At 40.3% G+C, this 21,377-nt stretch carries 23 protein-coding genes; 13 read left to right on the top strand and 10 right to left on the bottom strand.

All coding sequences use genetic code 11. The features are described 5' to 3' along the window. Nucleotides 1-225: 225 nt before the first annotated feature. The 3 genes from C2869_RS12095 (at nt 226) to C2869_RS12085 (ending at nt 1,880) form a co-directional block, all read left to right on the top strand. On the top strand, nt 226-735 hold the full coding sequence (locus C2869_RS12095; protein WP_108605046.1) for a sigma-70 family RNA polymerase sigma factor: 510 nt from the start codon (nt 226-228) through the stop codon (nt 733-735). Next, entirely contained in the window at nt 735-1,451 is a 717-nt protein-coding gene (locus C2869_RS12090) for a DUF3379 family protein (RefSeq protein ID WP_108603177.1), read from the top strand. Before C2869_RS12095 ends, C2869_RS12090 begins: the two co-directional genes overlap by 1 nt. A 240-nt stretch (nt 1,452-1,691) precedes the next feature. After that, nucleotides 1,692-1,880 carry a hypothetical protein gene (locus C2869_RS12085; protein WP_108603176.1) on the top strand — a complete coding sequence of 63 codons (189 nt, stop codon included), beginning with the start codon at nt 1,692-1,694 and terminating at the stop codon, nt 1,878-1,880. A 106-nt stretch (nt 1,881-1,986) separates the two neighbouring features. Here the strand turns inward: C2869_RS12085 and C2869_RS12080 are convergent, their stop codons facing one another. Further along, nucleotides 1,987-2,472 (bottom strand): GNAT family N-acetyltransferase, encoded by a 486-nt coding sequence (locus C2869_RS12080; RefSeq protein WP_108603175.1) that lies wholly within the window; start codon nt 2,470-2,472, stop codon nt 1,987-1,989. Between the two features lie 326 nt (nt 2,473-2,798). Beyond that, nucleotides 2,799-4,169 carry a DUF5610 domain-containing protein gene (locus C2869_RS12075; RefSeq protein WP_108603174.1) on the bottom strand — a complete coding sequence of 457 codons (1,371 nt, stop codon included), beginning with the start codon at nt 4,167-4,169 and terminating at the stop codon, nt 2,799-2,801. 200 nt (nt 4,170-4,369) lie between these two features. Between C2869_RS12075 and trmA the strand changes: the two genes are divergently transcribed. Next, on the top strand, nt 4,370-5,470 hold the full coding sequence (gene trmA, locus C2869_RS12070; RefSeq protein ID WP_108603173.1) for a tRNA (uridine(54)-C5)-methyltransferase TrmA: 1,101 nt from the start codon (nt 4,370-4,372) through the stop codon (nt 5,468-5,470). Here the strand turns inward: trmA and fabR are convergent. Then, complete coding sequence (gene fabR, locus C2869_RS12065) at nt 5,467-6,093, bottom strand: HTH-type transcriptional repressor FabR (protein ID WP_108603172.1); 627 nt, start codon at nt 6,091-6,093, stop codon at nt 5,467-5,469. The genes trmA and fabR overlap by 4 nt on opposite strands. Nucleotides 6,094-6,243: 150 nt before the next feature. Between fabR and C2869_RS12060 the strand changes: the two genes are divergently transcribed. The 3 genes from C2869_RS12060 (at nt 6,244) to C2869_RS12050 (ending at nt 10,114) form a co-directional block, all read left to right on the top strand. Next, nucleotides 6,244-7,389 carry an acyl-CoA desaturase gene (locus tag C2869_RS12060; protein ID WP_108603171.1) on the top strand — a complete coding sequence of 382 codons (1,146 nt, stop codon included), beginning with the start codon at nt 6,244-6,246 and terminating at the stop codon, nt 7,387-7,389. Nucleotides 7,390-7,778: 389 nt separating this feature from the next. Continuing rightward, on the top strand, nt 7,779-9,221 hold the full coding sequence (gene sthA / locus C2869_RS12055) for a Si-specific NAD(P)(+) transhydrogenase (protein WP_108603170.1): 1,443 nt from the start codon (nt 7,779-7,781) through the stop codon (nt 9,219-9,221). Between the two features lie 257 nt (nt 9,222-9,478). Then, nucleotides 9,479-10,114 (top strand): uracil-DNA glycosylase family protein, encoded by a 636-nt coding sequence (locus C2869_RS12050; RefSeq protein WP_108603169.1) that lies wholly within the window; start codon nt 9,479-9,481, stop codon nt 10,112-10,114. A 417-nt stretch (nt 10,115-10,531) separates the two neighbouring features. Here the strand turns inward: C2869_RS12050 and hemE are convergent, their stop codons facing one another. Both hemE and nudC read right to left on the bottom strand, forming a co-directional pair. Next, entirely contained in the window at nt 10,532-11,596 is a 1,065-nt protein-coding gene (hemE, locus tag C2869_RS12045) for a uroporphyrinogen decarboxylase (RefSeq protein WP_108603168.1), read from the bottom strand. Nucleotides 11,597-11,774: 178 nt separating this feature from the next. After that, nucleotides 11,775-12,590 (bottom strand): NAD(+) diphosphatase, encoded by an 816-nt coding sequence (gene nudC, locus C2869_RS12040; protein ID WP_108603167.1) that lies wholly within the window; start codon nt 12,588-12,590, stop codon nt 11,775-11,777. A 142-nt stretch (nt 12,591-12,732) separates the two neighbouring features. Between nudC and rsd the strand changes: the two genes are divergently transcribed. Then, entirely contained in the window at nt 12,733-13,209 is a 477-nt protein-coding gene (gene rsd / locus C2869_RS12035) for a sigma D regulator (RefSeq protein WP_108603166.1), read from the top strand. Nucleotides 13,210-13,365: 156 nt separating this feature from the next. On the opposite strand, the gene C2869_RS12030 is transcribed toward rsd, so the two are convergent. Next, nucleotides 13,366-14,106, bottom strand: a complete 741-nt coding sequence (locus C2869_RS12030) for a SapC family protein (RefSeq protein ID WP_108603165.1) — start codon at nt 14,104-14,106, stop codon at nt 13,366-13,368. 297 nt (nt 14,107-14,403) lie between these two features. Here C2869_RS12030 and C2869_RS12025 point away from each other — a divergent pair, with 297 nt between their 5' ends. Continuing rightward, complete coding sequence (locus C2869_RS12025) at nt 14,404-15,258, top strand: putative RNA methyltransferase (protein WP_228710658.1); 855 nt, start codon at nt 14,404-14,406, stop codon at nt 15,256-15,258. Beyond that, nucleotides 15,246-15,920 (top strand): DNA mismatch repair endonuclease MutH, encoded by a 675-nt coding sequence (gene mutH, locus C2869_RS12020; protein WP_108603163.1) that lies wholly within the window; start codon nt 15,246-15,248, stop codon nt 15,918-15,920. Before C2869_RS12025 ends, mutH begins: the two co-directional genes overlap by 13 nt. A 3-nt stretch (nt 15,921-15,923) precedes the next feature. On the opposite strand, the gene tyrR is transcribed toward mutH, so the two are convergent. Continuing rightward, complete coding sequence (tyrR, locus tag C2869_RS12015; protein ID WP_108603162.1) at nt 15,924-17,483, bottom strand: transcriptional regulator TyrR; 1,560 nt, start codon at nt 17,481-17,483, stop codon at nt 15,924-15,926. A 188-nt stretch (nt 17,484-17,671) separates the two neighbouring features. Here tyrR and priC point away from each other — a divergent pair, with 188 nt between their 5' ends. The 3 genes from priC (at nt 17,672) to C2869_RS12000 (ending at nt 19,265) form a co-directional block, all read left to right on the top strand. Then, a complete protein-coding gene (priC, locus tag C2869_RS12010) occupies nt 17,672-18,187 on the top strand; it encodes a primosomal replication protein PriC (RefSeq protein ID WP_108603161.1) in 516 nt (171 codons plus the stop codon). A gap of 122 nt (nt 18,188-18,309) precedes the next feature. Continuing rightward, a complete protein-coding gene (locus C2869_RS12005) occupies nt 18,310-18,819 on the top strand; it encodes a hypothetical protein (protein WP_108603160.1) in 510 nt (169 codons plus the stop codon). A gap of 104 nt (nt 18,820-18,923) precedes the next feature. Next, the gene (locus C2869_RS12000) at nt 18,924-19,265 is read left to right on the top strand and encodes an outer membrane protein assembly factor BamE (protein ID WP_108603159.1); all 342 of its coding nucleotides are present in this window, start codon (nt 18,924-18,926) and stop codon (nt 19,263-19,265) included. Nucleotides 19,266-19,331: 66 nt separating this feature from the next. Here the strand turns inward: C2869_RS12000 and C2869_RS11995 are convergent, their stop codons facing one another. From C2869_RS11995 to C2869_RS11985, 3 genes are all read right to left on the bottom strand, one after another. Then, nucleotides 19,332-19,805 (bottom strand): peroxiredoxin, encoded by a 474-nt coding sequence (locus C2869_RS11995; protein WP_108603158.1) that lies wholly within the window; start codon nt 19,803-19,805, stop codon nt 19,332-19,334. Nucleotides 19,806-19,844: 39 nt separating this feature from the next. Continuing rightward, entirely contained in the window at nt 19,845-20,324 is a 480-nt protein-coding gene (locus C2869_RS11990) for a DUF3016 domain-containing protein (RefSeq protein ID WP_108603157.1), read from the bottom strand. Between the two features lie 75 nt (nt 20,325-20,399). Further along, nucleotides 20,400-21,218, bottom strand: coding sequence for an ion transporter (locus C2869_RS11985; RefSeq protein ID WP_199915560.1), 819 nt, complete (start codon nt 21,216-21,218; stop codon nt 20,400-20,402). Between the last annotated feature and the right edge of the window lie 159 nt (nt 21,219-21,377).

Genomic DNA, 21,377 nt, shown 5'->3' with positions numbered 1-21,377 from the left:
ATTTATCAATATATATCATCAAAATAAATGAACGCTAGCAAGGTAATTATTTTACGATTTAGTCAAACACGACTAATCGCATTATTTTTTTGAAATATTTCTAATTTATGTCAGGTCTTCTAATTTAAGTGAGCTGACGTGCAACTAACAAAGACTTAAGGCTTAGCCATGTTTTCATTAAAACGTCAGTTCGGTGTAATTAACCTAAAGGCCAGTTCTGAACCTATGAGCTCAAAGCAAACACGATATGAAGCCTTAGTTGGTGCTTACCATAAAGACTTATACCGCTATGCGTATTGGTTAACTAACGATGCCGCTGTTGCCGAAGATGTAGTACAAGAAACATTTCTACGCGCATGGAAATCGTTAGATAGCTTGCAAGATGAAAAAGCAGCAAAGTCATGGCTAATTACCATACTACGGCGCGAAAATGCGCGGCGCTTTGAACGCAAGCAATTTGATATGGGTGAGTACGAAGAACATAGTATTGTTGACAATGCCAGTGCGTCCAATGAAGACAATACAGAAAGCTATTGGTTACAACGCCAAATTGCTGCATTAGAGCCTGAATATCGTGAACCGCTAGTATTGCAAGTCGTGCAAGGCTGCAGTGGTGAAGAAATAGCAGAGATCCTTGGCTTAAACAAAAATACCGTGATGACTCGCTTATTCAGAGCTAGAAACAAATTGAAAGAAGCATTAGATAATCAACCAGCAAAAGTGAGGTTAGGATAATGGATGATTTAGAGTTTCGTCGTCAAGTCATTGCCGACCCCAAAGCGATTGATGAAGATTTACAACAATCGATAGATGCCGATCCGGCAAAGCAACAACTGCAGCAAGACATGCTAAATTTGGACGACAAAATCAGCAAGGCTATGCATGTATCAGTACCGGACGGGTTAGAGCAACGTTTAATTCTTAAGCAATCTATCGAGTCTTATAAGCAACAAGAAAGGCACAAACAGCGCTGGTCTTTATCGATTGCGGCTTCTGTCGCTTTTGCGGCGGCACTTGGCGTGAGCGCTTGGATTTATCAACCTGTTAATACCAGCGAAGTTGGATTATATGCATTAGAACATTTGCACCACGAATTGAGTTATTCATCTGCGGTAGACGAGAATGTCTCTCTTGAGCAACTCAACGCTAAGCTCGCTAGCTTTGGTGGCAAGCTAAACAATGCAATTTCACATGTTTCGTATGCCAATTACTGCAACTTAAATGGCTTGAAATCACTACATCTTGTTATGCAAGGTGAACACGGACAAGTAACTGTTTTTGTTCTTCCCAAAAGCAATGAGCTAAGTGGCTGGCATGACTTTTCCGATGATAGGTTTAGTGGCACTGCTCACCGCTTTAAAGAAGCCGATATGATAGTCATTGGTGAAAAGAATGAAAATATACAATCATTCAGCCACCAACTATCAAATAATATTAGCTGGGCAATTTAAGCCAACAGTCCACCACGTTTTCTTAAAAGCCCCGTTCAGGGGCTTTTTTGTATTCGAATATTGCACCGTGCAAACCAAAATAATCATATGCTCATCCGGTCGACAAATGAGTACTTGTTCACATTTTAATCACATAAGTATTGCAACTGTGAACTCAAACCTGAAACTATACGTATACTTAGTTTTGAAAAGCCAAGGTCGGCAATCGCAGTTATCTAGGGTAGTGGTAGGAGATATATCATGACATTACAAGATGAATTAAAAAGCATGGGGCTAATTGACGACTCACGCTCAAATCATTTAGCGACTAACGAATTGGATGAGTATCAAAGTATGCTCGAAATGACCATGAATGACGAAACCTTAACTTCAGCCGCAAAAGCTGAAATCGTCGATTTGCTAATTCGTTTAAATAGTGCTCCCAAATAGCATTCCCAAATTGATTAGAAAACGAAAAAAACATTTGGGATAACGTAACTTGCCTGCTTCCTGCATAACCTTAAGCTTATTCGCATGTTATATGAGCGACAAGGGATTAAGCATGACCGTCAACCTTGGCTGGTTTGACCATATCAATATGCATAACACCGCCATCATCATAAGGTGTTGATACCACAACAAAACCATACTTGGAATAATAGTTTTGTAATCCTAATTGGGCACTTAAAGCAAGTGACTGATTTGGCCATTGCTCCGCAGCATATTTTAGCCCCTTTTCAAACAGTGTTTTACCTATCCCTTGGCTACGATACTTTTCTTCTAATGCAAACCGAGCAAAATATACTGGTTGTTCTTTATGCTCTATTGTTGGGATCACTAACCTTAAGTAAGCCACAACGCCATGCTTTGCATGCTCACAAGCAAACAGATGAACGGATTGTTGATCCTTATTATCCAAATCTAGGTATAAGCTAGCCTGCTCCAACATAAACACTCGCTGACGTAAGTGTAAAATTTGATAAAGCTCATCTTTAGTTAATTGCGAATAGGTTTTAATTTGCCAGTCTAAGCTGTTTTCCATTTATAGTCTTCTCGCTCAAGTTTTTAGGTTCATTGTCTGCACTTACTCGCGACTTGGCTTACAAGCCCCTACTTTTGGTGCATACACGAATATAGACAAGAACCGAGTGACTTTTGCTTAAACCAGACTATGTTTATCCAACAAAAGTCACTGGCTCTCCGCATGCGCGAGAATGACGAGGGTATATTCCTAAGCTTAGGTGAAAAATACCAACTCATTGACCTAAAAACGTTAATGAACTTTTCTATATAAGGCCGAGAATAAAATCAGTATAAAACAAAAAGCCGAGCGGTAAACTCGGCTTTATTGGGCAAAAAGTGAATCATCTAAGCATCATCTGATGTGCTCACCAAAGGCTTATTCGATTGCGGTGTTTCCTCTTGCACAACCTCTTCGACTTTGCGCCCATCTAACAGCATCTGATTAAAATGATTAAACCGTTCCAGCGCGGCAAATAATTCACTACTACTGTACTGATATTGCTGCCCTAAAACCTGTTTAATGGTGGTCTGTAAATCTTCTTCAGACTCCAAACCCTCATCCGCACGGGTGATCATATCTAATAGATTAGCCGCGTATTCCTTCAATGGATTTTTAACTGACTCTGGCATCGCCATTTTTTCATCATCTTTTCGCTCGGCATAAGAAGCAACCTGCTGATAAGCCTGCTGCACTGCAATAGTTTGGCGAGCGGTTAAATCTAATGCATAGCTTGCAATTTCACCATCATCAAAACCTAAGTCCATTGCCTGTTGATAAGCGGCTTCAACATCACCGTCAAAAAACTCATCAGCTAATTTAGATACATTTTGCATTAAATCACCAATGGCTTTTAATTCGCCTTCGTCCAAATCGCCTTCAACGTTAAACGCAAACTCATTTAGTGCAAATGAAGCTCGATTACGCTCTTCACCTTGGCGATAAAAATAGTTGCCGTCTTCATCACTTACCTGTTCTTGCGACTGACGATATTGCTCTTCAAATGCTTTTAAGCTGGCAAAACTAATACTAACCGTGTCGCCATCTTTTGTTTTAATTTCAAACTCGCCACTGTGCTCAGTTTCAACGGCGACTCGTTGTTCAAGCGCCGCTGATTCATAAGAAAAAACCGGTAACTCGCGTTGCGGATTTAAAATTTCCTCTTCAAATCGGTCAAAACCAAAGTTAATCAAGCCATCCGCTTTATCAATACCTTGGTCTATCTCGTCTCCGGGCATAATGGCACCGCCAAGGATTTTACGCGCATCTTCAATACCTCGCGCTACCCCAGTTCGAGCTTGACCTAACATTTCCATAAGTTGCTCAGATTGAGCTCCGCCACGAGCGGCACCTGTTAAAGCACCACCAACAAAGTTCAGTACGTTTTTAGCCACCTCTTCAAAGTCGAATAAAGGTTTGGCTTCTTTAATCTCTTTTTGCATGTCAATATCTTTAAGATCACGCAAATGAGATATTTCGTCTTGGGCTTTTGGTAGGGACTGTGCACGCAACTCATCCATTTTTTGCATATGACTAAACATAGATTGCGACAGAATTTTAATACTGCGCTGCTTGATAGACACTTGGCTCAAATGAGTTTCAACAGCCTGAGTTTCTACTTGTTTAGTAGGTGCATTGTCCTTATGTTCCGCGTTCTTTTCGACACCCTGCGGAACCTGTTGCTGCTTTGCAACATCGTTTACGGTTCCGATATTCATAACTACCCCAAAGGTTAAATTAATGCTTCATATTAATTATCGACCATTTTTGCATAATATTTAGGCTAAAAGGCGTTTTATCTTATTTAAATCGCCGCGCAAAACCAATATAAACCCGCGCTATCATGCGAATTACCTAGACACCAGCCTTAACCAATATAAAATACGCGGCTCTTTTCCACTAGCCTAGGGTAGAAATCATGCGGGTCGACCAAATTGATACCAATCAATACGCAACCTTATTAACCGAAAAAGTCAAAACTACAGAGCTATTATTCGATGGTTTACACCTACCCAAAGCCGAAGTGTTTCCATCGCCAATTGAACAATACCGCTTACGTGCTGAATTTCGTATGTGGCATCAAGACGATGATAGTTACTACATCATGTTTGATCCGGCCAATAAAGAAAAATTTCGTGTCGATCATTACATTCCAGGATCGGCCTTAATTCAATCGTTAATGACACGTATTCGTGAAGAAATTTTACCGAATGAAGTGTTACGCCGTCGTTTATATCAAGTCGATTTTTTAACGACCTTATCTGGTGAAGCCTTAGTCAGCTTGATTTACCACAAACCGTTGGATGATACGTGGTTAGTTGAAGCCAAAGCGTTAAAGCAGCGTCTTACGCAAGACTACAAAATTAATTTAATTGGCCGAGCCCGCAAACAAAAAGTGTTGGTAGACCAAGACTATGTCACTGAAAAACTCGCAATCGGTGATAAAACCCTAAGCTACAAGCAAATAGAAAATACCTTTACGCAACCTAATGGTGCGATCAACACTGATATGCTTAATTGGAGTCGACAAATTAGTCAGCAGCTTTGTGGCGATTTATTAGAACTTTATTGTGGCAATGGAAACTTTAGTTTAGCGCTAGCGGATTGTTTTGATCATGTTGTAGCGACTGAAATAGCCCGTACATCGGTAAAAGCCGCTAATGTTAATATCCAAGCTAACGGCATAAATAATGTCACTATTGGTCAAGCGTCAGCCGAAGATTTTTCAGCGGCTTATTTCGAAAATAAAAGTGTTAAGTCACTTAAAGACATTGATCTGGCAAACTATAATTTTAGCACTATCTTAGTGGATCCGCCTCGGGCTGGATTAGATAACAAAACTGTCGAGTTAGTGCAAAAATTTGACAACATTATTTATATTTCATGTAATCCGGAAACATTGAAAGATAACTTACAAGCGATTAGCCAAACCCATACAGTTAAGCAATTCGCGCTATTTGATCAATTTCCCTACACCCATCACATTGAATCAGGCGTTTGGTTACAGCGAAAAGCCTAAACAGTTAAGACAGAGCGTGCCTGCTTAGCATACGCAGCAGCACCTTTAGCAATAACACGTAATTGAATAACAAGGCGCTTGGCTAATTCCTCGCGCTTTTTATTTTTCATGTCAATCGCCTCTGCGCCCCCAGCAAAAACCAATTTAACCATGGACTCAGCTTGTAAATAAGCAAACTCATGATTACACAGAGTTTTGTCTTCAATATATTCACTAAGTTCGGCGATGAAATGTTGGATCTCACGCGCAACAGCAGTTCGAAAAGATGAAGTGGTACCCGATTTTTCCTGTAATAAAATACGAAACTCATTTTCGTTAGTATCAAGAAATTCCATAAAGGTATCAATCGAGGTTTGAATAACAGAGCCACCATCTTCAATGCGTTTACGTGCTTGACGCATCAGTTGACGCAATAAAAGACCGGCTTCGTCAACCAAGGTAAGACCTAAATCATTTAAATCTTCAAAGTGACGATAAAAAGACGTCGGAGCAATGCCGGCTTCACGCGCAACTTCTCGTAAACTCAAGTTCGAGAAACTTCTTTCAGCCGTCAATTGGCTAAAAGCGGCTTGAATAATAGCTTGACGCGTTTTAGCCTTTTGCTGAGCGCGAATTCCTGACATAGACAACCTCTTGTGGATAGGCAAAAAAGTCTAACATAAGCGCAAGCAATTAACGTGAATTATTTTTTTGTACTAAACTGGGTTGCTAAGTCGACGATTTTTCATTTTTAGCGTACACTTGTAAGCTTAGTTAACTAGTTTCACTCGCACATGTCTCAACAACAAGCCCCCATTTTGTGGTTAAACGTCTTAATTTTTTCAATTACGGGTTTAATTGCTTTATTTTTAGTTCCATACCATGCACTGACTCAAGGATTTGATAGTGTAGAAATTATCGCCACCATTCTGTGTTTAGGTTATTGCGGCATGTCTATTACTGTCGGCTATCACAGACTTTGGGCCCATAAAACCTATCAAGCTCATCCTATCATTAAATTTGTATTAGCCTTGGGTGGCGCTTTTGCCTTGCAAAACAGTATTTTGCATTGGGCATCGGATCACAGAAACCATCACAGATTTGTCGACAACAATGACAAAGACCCTTATTCAGCCAAACGAGGATTTTGGTTTTCCCATATCGGTTGGATGTTGCGAGAGTATCAAGGCCAATCTTATCGTAATTATGCTAACTGCAAAGACTTGCAAAAAGACAAAATTGTCATGTGGCAACACAAAAACTATTTATGGTTAACCTTAAGTTTAAATTTTGGTATTCCCATTCTACTAGGATGGTTGAACGATGATATTTACGGCATGTTATTGTCTGCTGGCGTTTTAAGATTGGTGCTTAGCCATCACTTTACCTTTTTTATTAACTCCTTAGCCCATATTTGGGGCAAGCAAACGTTCTCTGAAGAACATACAGCGCGAGATAATCCTGTATTGGCGTTTTTGACTTATGGTGAGGGCTATCACAATTTCCATCATACGTTTGAGTATGATTACCGCAATGGTATTCGCTGGTATGACTTTGATCCGAGTAAATGGTTTATTAAAACCGCGAGTTTATGCGGATTAACTTGGGGACTACGCGAAGCGCCCGAAGAACGTATAGAAGCCGCCAAAGCCAAATACAAAATGGAAAAAATCCGCGCTAAATTAATTAAGCTGCCTCATAAAGCAGAGATGTTAGCTAAAGTAGAAGCCGAATACGATCTTCTCACTAAGCGCATGAACGCCTTTTATAAAACGCGTAAACGCTATTTAGATATAAAGCGCAAAAAAATAACCCGAACGGTTGAACACAGTGAATTGTTTAACCAGATCAAAGATTTACAAGCTGAAATGCACGACTTGAAACAACGCTTTCTTATTCAAAAGAAAACGTTTAATAATCTAGCTTTGGCCTATAGTTAAGTTTTTTATTCAGGCGTATTACATCAATACGCCTTATTTTCCCCTCTTCTAGCTCGAATATCATCTAAGCATTGGCATTTATCACGTGTTGCCCTATAGTATTGTGTATTAATTGTTCTAACTGTTTGATTGCTATAGTCTTCTCGCTCAGGCTTTATGGTTCATTGTCAGTGCTTACACGCCCCAAAAAGCTGAACGCTTTGACTATATATTTTTAATGAATGCTCAGAATTCTACTAATATTCATCTGAAAACATGCATTAGTCATTAAAAACCATTAAATTGCAGTGTAATAAGACTGATCGAGGAAATAGATCAGCCACACAGCTCAACGTGAGATCCCTTTCGATTTCACTGAATATTTGACTACCAAGAATAGGTACACACACGTGACAGAACCCAAAGCAAAGAAAGAGCCTAAACAAGAAAAGGCCACAGAAAGCTACGATTACGATACCATTATTATCGGTACCGGCCCTGGCGGTGAAGGTGCCGCAATGAACTTAGCTAAACAAGACAAAAAAGTCGCCATTATCGAACGGCATAGCTCCGTCGGCGGCGGTTGTACTCACTGGGGAACTATTCCATCGAAAGCGCTGCGTTACTCGGTTTTGCGTTTTATCGAATTTAAAAATACACCTTTATTTAGCCAAGCGGCGCAAACGTTACAACCTACATTTCCTGACATTCTTAAACATGCCAGTGGTGTTATTCGCAAGCAAATCAATTTACGCACAACATTTTACAACCGTAACAATGTCACGTTGATCCATGGTGAAGGTTCATTTATTGACCAACATACTGTGGCGATTGCCGGTGAAGACGGGGCAGTCGAAACAATCACTGCGCAAACCATTGTTATTGCAACGGGTTCTCGTCCTTATCATCCACCTGAAGTCGACTTTTCTCACCCGCGTGTGTATGACAGTGATAAGATTTTGTCGCTTAACCACTCACCTCGCTCTATTATTATTTACGGCGCTGGGGTTATTGGTTGTGAATATGCCTCTATCTTTAAAGGTTTAGGTGTTAAAGTTGATTTAATCAATACCCGTGGCCGCCTATTGGAATTCTTAGATAATGAATTTTCCGATGCTCTGAGTTACCACCTCAATAGCGGTAAAACCACTATTCGCCACGGTGAAGAATTTAAATCAGTAGAAGCTCAAGATGACTGCGTGATCTTACACACGCAATCAGGTAAAAAGATAAAAGCTGACTGTATTTTATGGGCTAATGGTCGTACAGGTAATACAGATAAACTCAACCTTGAGTCTATTGGCTTAAAAGCGGATCGGCGCGGACAAGTAAGTGTTAATTCCAACTACCAAACTAAAATTGAAAATGTCTATGCGGTTGGTGATGTCATTGGTTATCCAAGCTTGGCCAGTGCCGCATTTGACCAAGGGCGCATCACAGCTAATGCAATCTTAAATGGTGATGCTGACTCTGCGTTAATTGAAGATATTCCTACCGGTATCTACACTATTCCTGAAATTAGTTCAGTCGGCAAAACCGAAGAACAACTAACCGCAGCTAAAGTACCTTACGAAGTCGGTAAAGCCCAGTTTAAACACCTAGCTCGAGCTCAAATTGCTCAATCTGAAGTCGGTGGCTTGAAATTATTATTCCATACAGAAACAAAAGAGATTTTAGGTATTCACTGCTTTGGGCAAAATGCTTCTGAAATTGTCCATATCGGCCAAGCTATTATGCAGCAAAAGAACGGTGGCAATAATATCGAATACTTTGTGAATACAACGTTTAACTACCCAACCATGGCTGAAGCGTATCGGGTGGCCGCTTTAAATGGTTTAAACCGTTTAATTTAGTATAGTATTCTCACTCAGGTCTTATGGTTCATTGTCAGCGCTTACTCGCTCGCCCCAATCACATAATAGAGCATATGCTCATGGGGTCTCGAAGCTTGACGGCTTTGCTTACATGGATGTAAGTACTTAGGTTTCGTCTGGAACTAGAAGCCGCCCCTAAAACCTGATCGCTTTGACTATACTTAAATTGGTAAGTTAAGTTTAACGAAGGGAAAGCTAAGCTTTCCCTTTTTTATAAATTCAATTAACCTGAAAAAATGACCACCACGATTGAGCAACCAAGCGATGTACAAGACAATTCACGCTTTGAACAACTACTCAAACAAGTTGCACAATGTCAAATTTGCCAATCAAGCTTACCTTTAGCGCCCAAGCCTATAATACAGTTATCAACTCAAGCAAAATTACTAATCATTGGCCATGCACCTGGACGACAGGCACACAATATGGATAAGCCCTTCGCAGACAAAAGCGGCGAACGATTACGATCTTGGCTAGGGCTGACAGAACAACAATTTTACAGTGAACAAGTTGCAATTTTACCCATGGGGTTTTGTTATCCAGGCAAAACCAAAAACGGAGATAAAGCACCAGATAAGCGCTGCTATGCCACATGGCATCAACAACTCATTGCCTACTTACCTCATATTCAAGCCATGGTTTTACTGGGCCAACACGCCCAATCAGCCTATCTACAGCGCTCTATCAACGTCACTGAAAATGCTAAGGGCTGGCAAACTCATCAACAGCAGATGCCTGCCATTTGGCCGCTGCCTCACCCATCACCGCGAAATAATATATGGCTTTCAAAAAATCCATGGTTTTCACAAGAGTTACTGCCAGCATTACAAAACCATATTCGGCTACTTTTGCCTAGTGCTAAATTCGAGTGAAATACTCTAAAAAGGATAGTGATATACAGTCAGAGTATTCTTAGAGACAAAACTCCAAGACCCTACTTTTGATACTCTTTTGGACAGAAAAGTTTGCAAGCAAATATAGTCTTCTCGCTCAGGTCTTATGGTTCATTGTCAGCGCTTACTCTCGACTTTGGCTCCTGCGTCGTCCTACTACCTAAATCCATTTAGGCAGCCCCAATCACATAATAGAGCATATGCTCATGGGGTCTCGAAGCCTGACGGCTTCCCCTAAAACCTGATCGCTTTGACTATACTCGCAAACGATCTTTATGACTTTAAGGCGGGTTTCCTGTTATTGACGAAACCAAAGTGCTTACATCTTCATCCGTGTAAACAATAAGCACGGCTAGCGCACCTTTACTGGTGTGTCAGGCAAGGTGCGTAGGTAAGTTATTTGTGATAGGTTTTCGACAACTCAACCACCGCATTAATAAACGCACCGGCATTGTCAGGGTTAACCTCTGGAGTGATACCATGGCCAAGATTAAAGACATGACCAGTGCCTTCACCATAGCTATCTAAAATCATAGAAACCTCTTGGCGAATTCGATCAGGCGAAGCATACAATACAGCCGGATCCATATTACCTTGCAAGGCGACTTTATCACCAACACGTTTGCGCGCATCACCGATATTAATCGTCCAATCCAAGCCAACACCATCACAGCCCGTCGCCGCAATATCTTCCAACCAAAGACCGCCATTTTTGGTAAATAATACAACAGGCACTTTTTCACCATTATTATTGCGGTTTAATCCATCAACAATTTTTGCCATATAATCTAACGAGTACTCGCGGTAATCATGATGAGTTAACACCCCACCCCAAGTATCAAAAATTTGTACGGCTTGCGCTCCGGCATCAATTTGCGCATTTAAGTATTCAGTCACAGACTCAGCAAGTTTAGTTAGCAGTAAATGTAATGCTTCTGGCTCTTCGTAAGCCATGCGCTTAATTTTACTAAATGTCTTACTGCTGCCTCCCTCAACCATATAAGTAGCCAATGTCCAAGGACTACCGGAAAAGCCGATTAAAGGCACCTCTCCCTTCAATTCTCGGCGAATTGAAGAAACTGCGTCCATCACATATTTTAAATCTTTATTCGGATCGGGCACTTTAAGTGCTGACACATCCATTAAATCGCGAACCGGATTTTTGAACTTAGGCCCTTCACCCGTTTCAAAGTACAAACCGAGTCCCATTGCATCTGGGATAGTAAGAATATCTGAGAATAAAATAGCTGCATCTAAAGGGTAACGACGCAAGGGTTGCATAGTAACTTCTGTGGCAAGCTCAGTGTTTTTACACAACGCCATAAAATCACCAGCTTGGGCGCGTGTGGCACGATATTCAGGAAGATAGCGTCCCGCTTGGCGCATCATCCATACTGGGGTACGGTCAACTGGTTTTCTTAACAACGCGTCCAAATAACGTCTGTTTTTTAATTCTGCCATGTTTATTACTCTTTCACTCTACATTAACGTGCTGTTAACTTTTATTTAAAATTTTAATTGACTTAAATTCATACAATTTGTTATAAAGTGCCTGCGCTAGAAATAAAAACTAGAAGCTCATTAACATGAGACCATCGCACTAAATATTCGGCCTTACATTTGTAAGGCTTTTTTGTTTTTAAAGCGGCGCTTTACACTGTTTTATCGTCTCGGCAATCAATTGACTTGCTATAGCATACTCGCCTGGCAACTCGGGTAATTGATCTAAACTAAACCAAGCCGCATCTATTAGCTCATTATTGTCTAAAACAATATCACCACTTGCAAAGTCTGCGGTAAAGCCTAGCATTAAATTATGTGGAAAGGGCCATGATTGGCTTTTAATATAGCGAATATTATTAATTTTTAAACCAACCTCTTCCAATACTTCTCTTTCTACTGCCTGCTCTGCCGTCTCGCCAGGTTCAATAAACCCTGCTATAGCTGAATACATTTTATTGTTTTCGCGCTTTGTTTGCTTGCTCTGCACAAGCAATATTTGTTCCTGATGCCGAATAGATACAATAACACAAGGACTGAGCCGCGGGTAACACCGATGTCGGCACTTATCACAATGTTTTGCCACTTCCCAATGAATAGTGCGCATTCGTGAGCCACAGCGCCCACAAAAACGATGCGTTTGATAAAAATGACTGAAAGTCACAGCTTTAGATACAAGTTCAAACGTAGCACTGTCAAGTGATTGAATTAACAGCTTCAAATTTATCCATTCACCTTGCTCTAACGGCAGTTCAGTCACTCTAAACCGATCAATACTATATACCGCTTGTCCCTTTAATTCCCCAAGGTGCAGCGCGTGCTTAGCAATTTGACCTTTATCAATGCAAAAAAACGGCAAGTCGCCAGATAAAGTTTGAAATACGTTGCTACCATCAACAATCACCCAAAAAACTGGCTCAGAAAGGCGCTCATTACGCAAGGGCTTTTTAAGCATTATTGTTCCTAAAAAATTCGCATCTATATGAATTAGCTATCATTAACATATTCTTAGCATATTTTCGCAATAATTAGTTGACCTTTGCCCCGTTTTTTTTTTAGATTGAGCGCAGACCAAAAAACAATAACGAGTAAGAAATATGTTAAGCCGTTTAGAGAGCACACAAGCTCAGTATGGAGGAGCCAGCAAAGTTATCGACAGCTGGTTAGAGGAGCGTCAAGAATGGTTAGTGCGTTATTGCCAACTAGCGGGTCTACCGCCTTTTGAAAAAAACGCTGCCGCTTTACCCAACCAAACTGAAGTACAAGCCTTTTGCCAAGTGATGATGGATTACCTGTCTGCCGGTCACTTTGAGATTTACGATCAAATCGTTTCCAAATGTGAAGTCCATGGTGGCGAAAGTGTTGAACTCGCTCGCAGCCTAACACCGAAAATAGCCGCTTCAACCGAGATCGCCGTGTCATTTAACGACAAGTACGCTGAAGCAAACGGCGATGACGACTATGAACCTTTTGACGAAGATTTGTCGACACTAGGCCAACAAATGGAAGAGCGCTTCGAATACGAAGATAAGCTAATCCACACACTGTATACCAAACATACAGAAACAGCCTAATTGCTACAAATTGCAAATTAAAAAGGAGAGCCTAGGCTCTCCTTTTTTGTCGCTCTAATTTAACGAGCGGCAAGTCCAATAACCAACAAGAACTTGCTCAACTAAACTAAAAAAAACCGAGACACTAAGCCTCGGTTTTTAAAAGTAGCAGTCAAATTAAGCTTCTGTTTCTTCGCTTGCTGCTTTTGCGAAAGATTGGCGAGCTAAACGTGGTACTTGAGCCAATGAAGATAATTGGCTATAGATAGCGTCTAATACACCTTTGTGGCGGAATTCTAAGAAAGTTTGATCCGGTAATTCACGGAACTTCTTCTCATCAATTAAGTAAAAACCCGTCAAGCGTTTCTTTGAACCATCAGCAGAGGTTAATTCTAATGTTTGCTCAATCAGTAATTCGTGCTTAGTTAAAAGCTCACAGAAGCGGCTGGTCATAACTTCTTGCTTTTGTAACTCAGTTAAGAAATCACGAACCTTTTCTAAAAACTCAGTGGCACTGCCATCTTCATTAAATAAAGCTTGGCCTTCAGTTTCGTTGTAGGCATCACTTTCTTCATCAACACAAATTGCAAATGACGTTTCATCATCTTTATCATTAACTTGTGCAACACCAAATGGGTAACGACGAAGAATAGCCGGAATATAAGGCGCATCCCATTTACCATCTTCATCAATAAAGCTGTTTTGACCTTCGTTAGTACCGAATAAAGCAATTGGGCGATATTCTTCACCGTTTGGTGATTTTACGAAAACAATTGGGAAACTAGCGGCGGCACGAGGAAACTCATTTACGTTAACACTGGCAATGTGAAAACTGCGCGCAAAATCAAAAGAATTAACCGGCTGGATTTTGGCATTCTTATGCGCTTCAGCGTTAATAGGTACGAGTTTTTTAAACATGTTGTTTATTCCTTACACTTGAGTGTTATTAGTTATCTGAAGTAGCGCTATTTACAGTCTAAACAGACAAGTTTTGGCAAAGTTAGTTAAATTTTAATAACCGCTAACATTAGCTGAGCTAAAGCTATCAGATTAAAACTTAAACAAACAAGACATAAAACCTGAATCGAAGAGCTATATCTAGTACTAACAATTGTACGTATTCAAATAACGTTTTTAGTTTTGTACAGGTATAATGGTTATTTTAAGCAGAATTTCAAGGCCGTTACGGAAAAAATAGACAAAATGCTAAGCCCAATGCCAGATTTAATCTGTCCAATCGATAAATTGCCCTTATTCCCTCAAGAGCACTGCTTAAAATGTGAGCAAGGCCATAGTTTTGATCGCGCGAAACAAGGTTACTTTAACCTGTTACCTGTGCAGCATAAACGCTCAAAAGCACCTGGGGATAACAAAGAAATGGTTAATGCACGGCGCACCTTTTTAAATAACGGCTACTATCAAGCCATTAGCCAAACACTTAATCAAACGATCTTGGCTAAGCACTTGAATCATTCAAACATTTTAGATGCTGGTTGCGGTGAAGGATATTATCTCAATCAGTTACTGACACAAGCTCAACAGCAAAATATCAATCTTCAAGCTTGTGGGCTTGATATTTCAAAGTTTGCGATTCAAGCGGCGGCAAAAAGTAATAAAACTGCGACTTGGCTTGTCGCCAGTAATAAGCAATTACCCTTCCCTGAACATTATTTTGATACCATTTTTTGCGCCTTTGGTTTTCCTGTTTATCAAGAGTTTGCAAATAAACTCAAAAATAATGGTCAATTACTGCTACTGGAAGTCGGCGAACATCACCAAATTGAATTACGCCAACACTTGTATCCTAGTGTTAAAGCTTACTCGGCAATCGATTTACAGCCGGCATTCGATTGTGGGTTTACACTCAATGACCAACAAAATATTCGATTTGAACTGACACTTAAGCAAGCTGAACTACAACAATTGCTAGCCATGACACCGCATTTATATCGTGCCCCCAAGCAGGGGTTAGAAAATGTCCAACAACTTGAAAGCTTAACTGTCACGATTGACGTTATTTTATATCAACTAACTTTAAGTGATACACCTGCAACCACATGCAACCAATAGTCAACGAACCGCAAAGCGAACAAGAATTACTCGACAGAGCGGTTAATTTAGCAGGACTCAATTTAGCTCAATTGGCCGATATGGCGGGCGTGTCTGTGCCTTGCAACTTGCAAAAAGAGAAAGGCTGGGCTGGACAATTATTAGAATGCTTACTCGGTGCTTATGCCGGTTCCAAGCCCGTACCCGATTTTGAACATCTTAATATTGAGCTTAAAACCTTACCTATTAGTCGCCAAGGTTCGCCCCTCGAAACAACCTACGTGTGTGTAGCACCGTTAACCAATGTGGCCGGCCTAACTTGGCAAGACAGTGTAGTTAAGAAAAAACTAAGCCGCGTACTGTGGATCCCGATTCTTGCAGAAAGGACAATTCCAGTTGCCGAGCGCATTATTGGGTATCCTCTACTTTGGAGTCCATCAGCTCAAGAGGAGCAAGCCTTACAAGCAGACTGGGAAGAATTAATGGAAATGATAGCTCTAGGTCAAATAGAACAAATTACAGCCAAGCATGGTGAAGTAATGCAAATTCGCCCTAAAGCAGCCAATGCCAGCATACGCACTGCGGCGGTTGGTCACCATGGCCAACCGATTGAAGCGTTACCGCGCGGGTTTTACCTTAAAAAAAATTTTACCCAAACTATATTGCGAAATTCGACAGTTTAAAGATCAATAAGTCTTCATAGTTTTTTTATTGATTCCATACTCACGCAATTTATTGGCGATCGCGGTATGACTTAACCCGAGTTTTTTCGCCAACTGGCGCGTACTGGGATAAGAAGGGTATAAGCGTTTTAATAAACTACTTTCAAAACGTTTAATTGACTCTTCCAATGTACCTTGCACTTCACTCTCAACATAACCTAAGTCACTAGCATAAGCGGGCAACTCAACATGCTCTCTGGCCATTTCATCACCGTCTAATAACGACACTGCTCGATAAATTGTATTTTCTAGTTGACGGACGTTACCAGGCCAAGGGTATTGCAGTAAATAATCTTGGCAAGCTTTACTCATGCGTGGTGCTGCACGTCCAGATTGCTGACTTACCTTGCGGATATAAAGCTCAGCGAGCGAAATAATGTCGGCTTTGCGTTCGCGTAAAGGTGGTATTTTCACGCTGAGAACATTTAAACGATAAAACAGGTCTTCACGAAACGTACCGTCCTGCACAAGTAATGATAAATCTCTTTTCGTAGCGCATAGAATTTTCACATCGACCTGTACTTCTTGATCATCACCAATACGCCGGAAACAGCCATCTTGCAGCAATCGCAGTAATTTAACTTGTAATGCGCTGGACATTTCCCCGACTTCATCGAGAAATACCGTGCCGCCATTGGCGATTTCAAATAAACCTTTTTTAGCTAAGCTATGATGTTCATAGGCATGCGCAGCGTAACCAAATAACTCACTTTCAGCGACTTCATCGGGTAATGATGCACAATTCAAAACAACAAAGTCGTTATCAGCCCGTTTACTAGCTTTATGACAAGCTTTCGCTAACAACTCTTTGCCCGCGCCGGTTTCTCCTTCAATCAACATAGGCGCTTCAATAACTGACAACTTTTTCGCCTCGCGTATACACTTACGCATTGCTGAGCTATGCGATATAAACGCGCCAAAAGTATCACTTTCAGGGCGACGGAATGCGGAAATTTGTTCACCAAAACGTAACTCTGATTTCAAGCTGATTACAGCTCCGGCTAACACTTGTTTATTATCGCCATCTGGCACCCAAATTGGGTAAATATCAGCTAAAAATTCTTGATGGTTTAACTGTACTCGCTTAGTGAGTGTTTCAATTTGTTCATGATCGAGCCAGCGCGAAAAACTAAAACCTTTTAGCCAATGGCTAATCGGCTCGTCGTAAACTTGAGTTAAACTATCACCACACAAACGCAGTGCTGCGTCATTAGCGGTTTGTACGTGTCCTTTGCTATCAATCGAGAAAACTGGATCGGGCATCGCTCTTAATATCGTAGCAAATTCGCAATGCTCGCGCTCAAACGGCATAAACTTGGTTGTTTTAACATCTTCAATGCCAGGTAAACGGCGCATTTCCGGCATTAAATGTTGAAATTCGGAGAAATCAATTTCAGGAAAGTTAAGGTAAATAGAGCCTTGATAAACTTCGATGCCACGTAAATCAATTCCATGTTGAACCAAGATATCCAATATATCTTGCACTATTCCTAAGCGATCGCTGGCTGTAATTTCTAAGCGCATGTCGTCACCTAATTTGTAAACGGCAATCAGTACTACAACTGACTATTAGGTCAAGTATAGTTAAATGTAAAAAAAATGTGACATTTGGACTGTAGACAGATAAAAAGCCCAAGCAAAACGCTCACTCTATGCGCCAACGTGTTACACTCAGGCTATATTTATGCATATTACTTAGTGACTGTTAGACAATGCTTGAACAACAGTTAGCAGATATAAAACAAAAGCTGCGCGACCAAAAAAACCAATATAACTTAATTAGTCAGTTGCAACTGCATAGCAGCTTTGTTTGTCAATCTGAATCCTTAGAAGATTATTTTTCTGAAACAGAATTCCTCCTAAGTCAAGTCAACCTTAAGGCACGAGTTATCAGTGACAATGAGCAAAAAATTGCTGATAAACTACTCGACCAAATATCAGTATTAGCGCGACTCGCTCAAGCGCAACGCATTCAACATTCCGATCAAAGTAATGCGCACCCAGCCAATAACACCATAGGTAAAATGCACGCTACGCTTGCGCAATACCGCAGTTACTTAAGGCAATTCGACGACAAGCTATTCCAACTAGCTCCCTATCAAGAGCAGTACCTTGCGCAAATTAATCAATTACAACAACGACGAGCCAATTGCCAAAACGCTATTGAACAACTTGAGAAAAAGCTCGCCTTTTCTGAAAAGCACCATCTGTATGGTAAAACAAGATAAATAAAGACTCATTGCCGCGCTCTTTAATTGATCCATTTTGCCGTTAAGGTATAGTTGTTTTGTATTAAGCTTACAAAACTTAAATTAAGCAGCGGCGAATTGGAATCACAGTGACGTATCGAATGACTCAATTAATCAAAATAGTAATCACCAGCCTAGCTCTTTTATTTTGCCTACCCGCTTGGGCTACTTTCACTATACCTGGTAAAGCGACAATTACGTACCCGTCCGGTGTAAAGAAAACTGTCGACTTTAATTTTGAGTTTAAAGCGATTGACGGCCAAACCCATTTTATTGCCGGACCTTTTAAAATGGCAACCTCGTCAGCACCTGAAAAATATTCCATTGCCGTCTTGCTGCATCATGTCGCTAATAAAAATAAAGATTACGCTTGGGTTCAAGAGTTTGGTCAAGGTTATTTTAAAGAGTTTAGTTACAAACTAGGTGATCATCAGATTGACCTAGTCAAAGTGCCTAATCGTAAAGTGAAAGGCCAATATGAATTTAGAGTAGATGGTAAAACCTACCTTTTTGACGCTAAAACGGTGCAAATTGTCCTTCATTTTTCGGATACTGGCATTTCACATATAGAGTTAGACGGCGCAATCAAAGATTTAGCCATTGGTCGCTAGAACTATTTGACGATTAATCTGTCCAATCTCCAAATTCCGCTTTTGTTAAACCGCCAAGTTAGCTATCATCCGTGCGGTCTTTTTACAGGTAACAACACAAAGTTATGAATCGCAACGTAAAACATTTTCTTATTATCGCTTTTGCTTTTTTTATTTCAGCTTGCGCATACCGCATTAACGTATTGCAAGGCAACTTTTTGGACCAAGACGATGTGGATAAATTACGTGTCGAAATGACTTACGAGCAAGTTATTTACGTATTGGGTCGCCCCGTTGTCCAAGATGCATTTAATAAAGACACTTGGTATTACATTTATGAAGTTCGTTATGGGAAAGGCGGTAAAAAGCGTTTAGAACTAGTGCTCAATTTTGAAGATGGTCGATTGAAAACCATGACAGGCGATTATAAAAAGCCAGAAGAGTTTGAGCAGCCTTTAAGCATATAACGCCATAAAATTTAACAACAAAAAAGGAAGCGTGAGCTTCCTTTTTTGTTGGTCAAATATGTATATTTAAAGTAAGGCTAGAATCGTTTCTGCTTTACTTAACTCAAATGTTTTTGGCGGTTCCACATTAAGTGTCGTCACGACATTGTCGTCAACAATCATGGCATAGCGTACTGAGCGCATACCGCCAAAAGCACCGGTATCCTTAGCTAACCCCAATGCCTGACTAAAACTGGCATCTCCATCGGCTGCCATAATGATTTCATCTGCATTTTGCGCTTTACCCCATGCTTGCATAACAAAGGCATCATTAACTGATACACAAATAATAGCATCTACCCCTTTGGCTTTAATTTTGTCAGCCAGTACTACATAACCGGGCAAATGCGCTTCAGAGCACGTTGGTGTAAATGCACCGGGTACGGCAAACACCACGACTTTTTTACCTATAAATAAATCCTGATTGGTATAGGTATGTGTACCATTCTCGTCGCGAACTTGTAGGCTTATATCCGGTAATGCTTGGTCTACTTTAATCATGTTATTAGCTCTTATTGATAGAAAAGAAAAGTGTATATTTTAAGGATTAACAAAGGTTTGATTAAACCAGTTATCTAACATTTGATACTCATATTTAAAGCTATTGTGGCTATATTTATTAGTTCTAATATCAAACCCCATGTCTTTTAAATTGACCTGATCACGAACCAATTCATTACCTTTGTCATCCAATAACTGATAAGTGAATTGAATACGTGGAATATCAATACTGCGGATCACACGTATTTCATTGAAGCTACCAATGCGAACATCACCCGCTAAATCTAAATTAGTCACTTGAATATTGAGTCGTTGCTGTTTTGGTAATTGCTCCGCCAATTTTTCAAAATGAGCACTTAACTTGGCTGTCACATGTTGCTGAAACTTGGTTTTGCTTCCCCAATTACCAGGGCGAATGTCGGTATATTTTTCTGGACTTTGCCACTCAATATGCAGTTGAGCCGCAGGTAAAGAAAAGGATAAGCCTGCTAAAACAAAAAATACATAGCACAAACGCATGGTAAAGACTCCCTACAACTGAATGAGTACATTAATTATAGCCGAGGCAGCCATATCCGCCTCGTAACGTAAACACTAACGCTTGCTTTGAATTATCATTTTTAACTCGGCAATTTGCTGTTGTAAATCTTGCATTGTCACTTCTGTTTGACCATTTTCTTTGAGCTTGTCAGCTCGCGCTTTGGCATGCTCTTGTTCCATGACATTAACAACAATACCTATCACCATATTTAAAAACGCAAAAGCCGACAAGAAAATAAAGGTAAGATAATAAATCCAACTTAGTGAATAAACTTCCATTGTTTCATACATAACATCAGTCCAGTCTTCAAAGGTCATGACACGGAATAGTGTTAGTAAGGAAATTGTAATATCACCCCACAAGTCAGGATTAATATGATGAAACAAGGTGCTACCAACCGCGGCATATATATAAAATATAATAAACATGAGCAACATAACGTAGCCCAGTTGCGGTAAGGCTTTAACCAGTGAAGTCAGTAGTATTCGCAGCTCAGGGATAATTGACACCATGCGCAACACCCGAAATACGCGGATCAATCGGCCAACCACCGCCATTTCAGAGTTATCAATTGGCACTAAACTCACTACAACTATCAAGGTGTCAAAGGTATTCCAAAAACTATGAAAAAAGCGCTTTTTGTTTTGCTCAGCAATAAAGCGGATCGTGATCTCTACCAAAAAAAACAAAGTGATAAAATAATCAAGCGCGATAGTTGCATCAACCACAGACTGCGGCAAGGTATAGGTTTTTGCGCCTATCAGTAGAGCTGAAACAACAATGACACCAATAACAAACAATTCAAACGCTTTATTACTTTTCAGACGTTCAAACTGCGTTTGTATAGTTTGAAAAGAAGTTACATTTTCCACTTTAGTTTCTCTTAATATTTATTAGTCTTTATTAGACATTATGACGTTAAATTCCATCGACAAAATAAGGCCAGCGCGCCTGGATTTCAATTGCAGTTCAAGGAATTTTTTAAGTATAAAAAAAGAGCCTACAGGCTCTTTTTTGCAAGCTCATTATTA

Origin of the sequence: Saccharobesus litoralis (assembly GCF_003063625.1) — a bacterium.
GTDB lineage: Bacteria > Pseudomonadota > Gammaproteobacteria > Enterobacterales > Alteromonadaceae > Saccharobesus > Saccharobesus litoralis.
This window is presented reverse-complemented; position numbering and strand designations above follow the sequence as displayed.

What these genes read in the sequence shown, in the direction of transcription:
- C2869_RS12095 (WP_108605046.1), top strand. Translation starts at nt 226, where the DNA reads ATGAGCTCAAAGCAAACACGATATGAAGCCTTAGTTGGTGCTTACCAT.
- C2869_RS12090 (WP_108603177.1), top strand. Translation starts at nt 735, where the DNA reads ATGGATGATTTAGAGTTTCGTCGTCAAGTCATTGCCGACCCCAAAGCG.
- C2869_RS12085 (WP_108603176.1), top strand. Translation starts at nt 1,692, where the DNA reads ATGACATTACAAGATGAATTAAAAAGCATGGGGCTAATTGACGACTCA.
- C2869_RS12080 (WP_108603175.1), bottom strand. Translation starts at nt 2,472, where the DNA reads ATGGAAAACAGCTTAGACTGGCAAATTAAAACCTATTCGCAATTAACT.
- C2869_RS12075 (WP_108603174.1), bottom strand. Translation starts at nt 4,169, where the DNA reads ATGAATATCGGAACCGTAAACGATGTTGCAAAGCAGCAACAGGTTCCG.
- trmA (WP_108603173.1), top strand. Translation starts at nt 4,370, where the DNA reads ATGCGGGTCGACCAAATTGATACCAATCAATACGCAACCTTATTAACC.
- fabR (WP_108603172.1), bottom strand. Translation starts at nt 6,093, where the DNA reads ATGTCAGGAATTCGCGCTCAGCAAAAGGCTAAAACGCGTCAAGCTATT.
- C2869_RS12060 (WP_108603171.1), top strand. Translation starts at nt 6,244, where the DNA reads ATGTCTCAACAACAAGCCCCCATTTTGTGGTTAAACGTCTTAATTTTT.
- C2869_RS12050 (WP_108603169.1), top strand. Translation starts at nt 9,479, where the DNA reads ATGACCACCACGATTGAGCAACCAAGCGATGTACAAGACAATTCACGC.
- hemE (WP_108603168.1), bottom strand. Translation starts at nt 11,596, where the DNA reads ATGGCAGAATTAAAAAACAGACGTTATTTGGACGCGTTGTTAAGAAAA.
- nudC (WP_108603167.1), bottom strand. Translation starts at nt 12,590, where the DNA reads ATGCTTAAAAAGCCCTTGCGTAATGAGCGCCTTTCTGAGCCAGTTTTT.
- rsd (WP_108603166.1), top strand. Translation starts at nt 12,733, where the DNA reads ATGTTAAGCCGTTTAGAGAGCACACAAGCTCAGTATGGAGGAGCCAGC.
- C2869_RS12030 (WP_108603165.1), bottom strand. Translation starts at nt 14,106, where the DNA reads ATGTTTAAAAAACTCGTACCTATTAACGCTGAAGCGCATAAGAATGCC.
- C2869_RS12025 (WP_228710658.1), top strand. Translation starts at nt 14,404, where the DNA reads ATGCCAGATTTAATCTGTCCAATCGATAAATTGCCCTTATTCCCTCAA.
- mutH (WP_108603163.1), top strand. Translation starts at nt 15,246, where the DNA reads ATGCAACCAATAGTCAACGAACCGCAAAGCGAACAAGAATTACTCGAC.
- tyrR (WP_108603162.1), bottom strand. Translation starts at nt 17,483, where the DNA reads ATGCGCTTAGAAATTACAGCCAGCGATCGCTTAGGAATAGTGCAAGAT.
- priC (WP_108603161.1), top strand. Translation starts at nt 17,672, where the DNA reads ATGCTTGAACAACAGTTAGCAGATATAAAACAAAAGCTGCGCGACCAA.
- C2869_RS12005 (WP_108603160.1), top strand. Translation starts at nt 18,310, where the DNA reads ATGACTCAATTAATCAAAATAGTAATCACCAGCCTAGCTCTTTTATTT.
- C2869_RS12000 (WP_108603159.1), top strand. Translation starts at nt 18,924, where the DNA reads ATGAATCGCAACGTAAAACATTTTCTTATTATCGCTTTTGCTTTTTTT.
- C2869_RS11995 (WP_108603158.1), bottom strand. Translation starts at nt 19,805, where the DNA reads ATGATTAAAGTAGACCAAGCATTACCGGATATAAGCCTACAAGTTCGC.
- C2869_RS11990 (WP_108603157.1), bottom strand. Translation starts at nt 20,324, where the DNA reads ATGCGTTTGTGCTATGTATTTTTTGTTTTAGCAGGCTTATCCTTTTCT.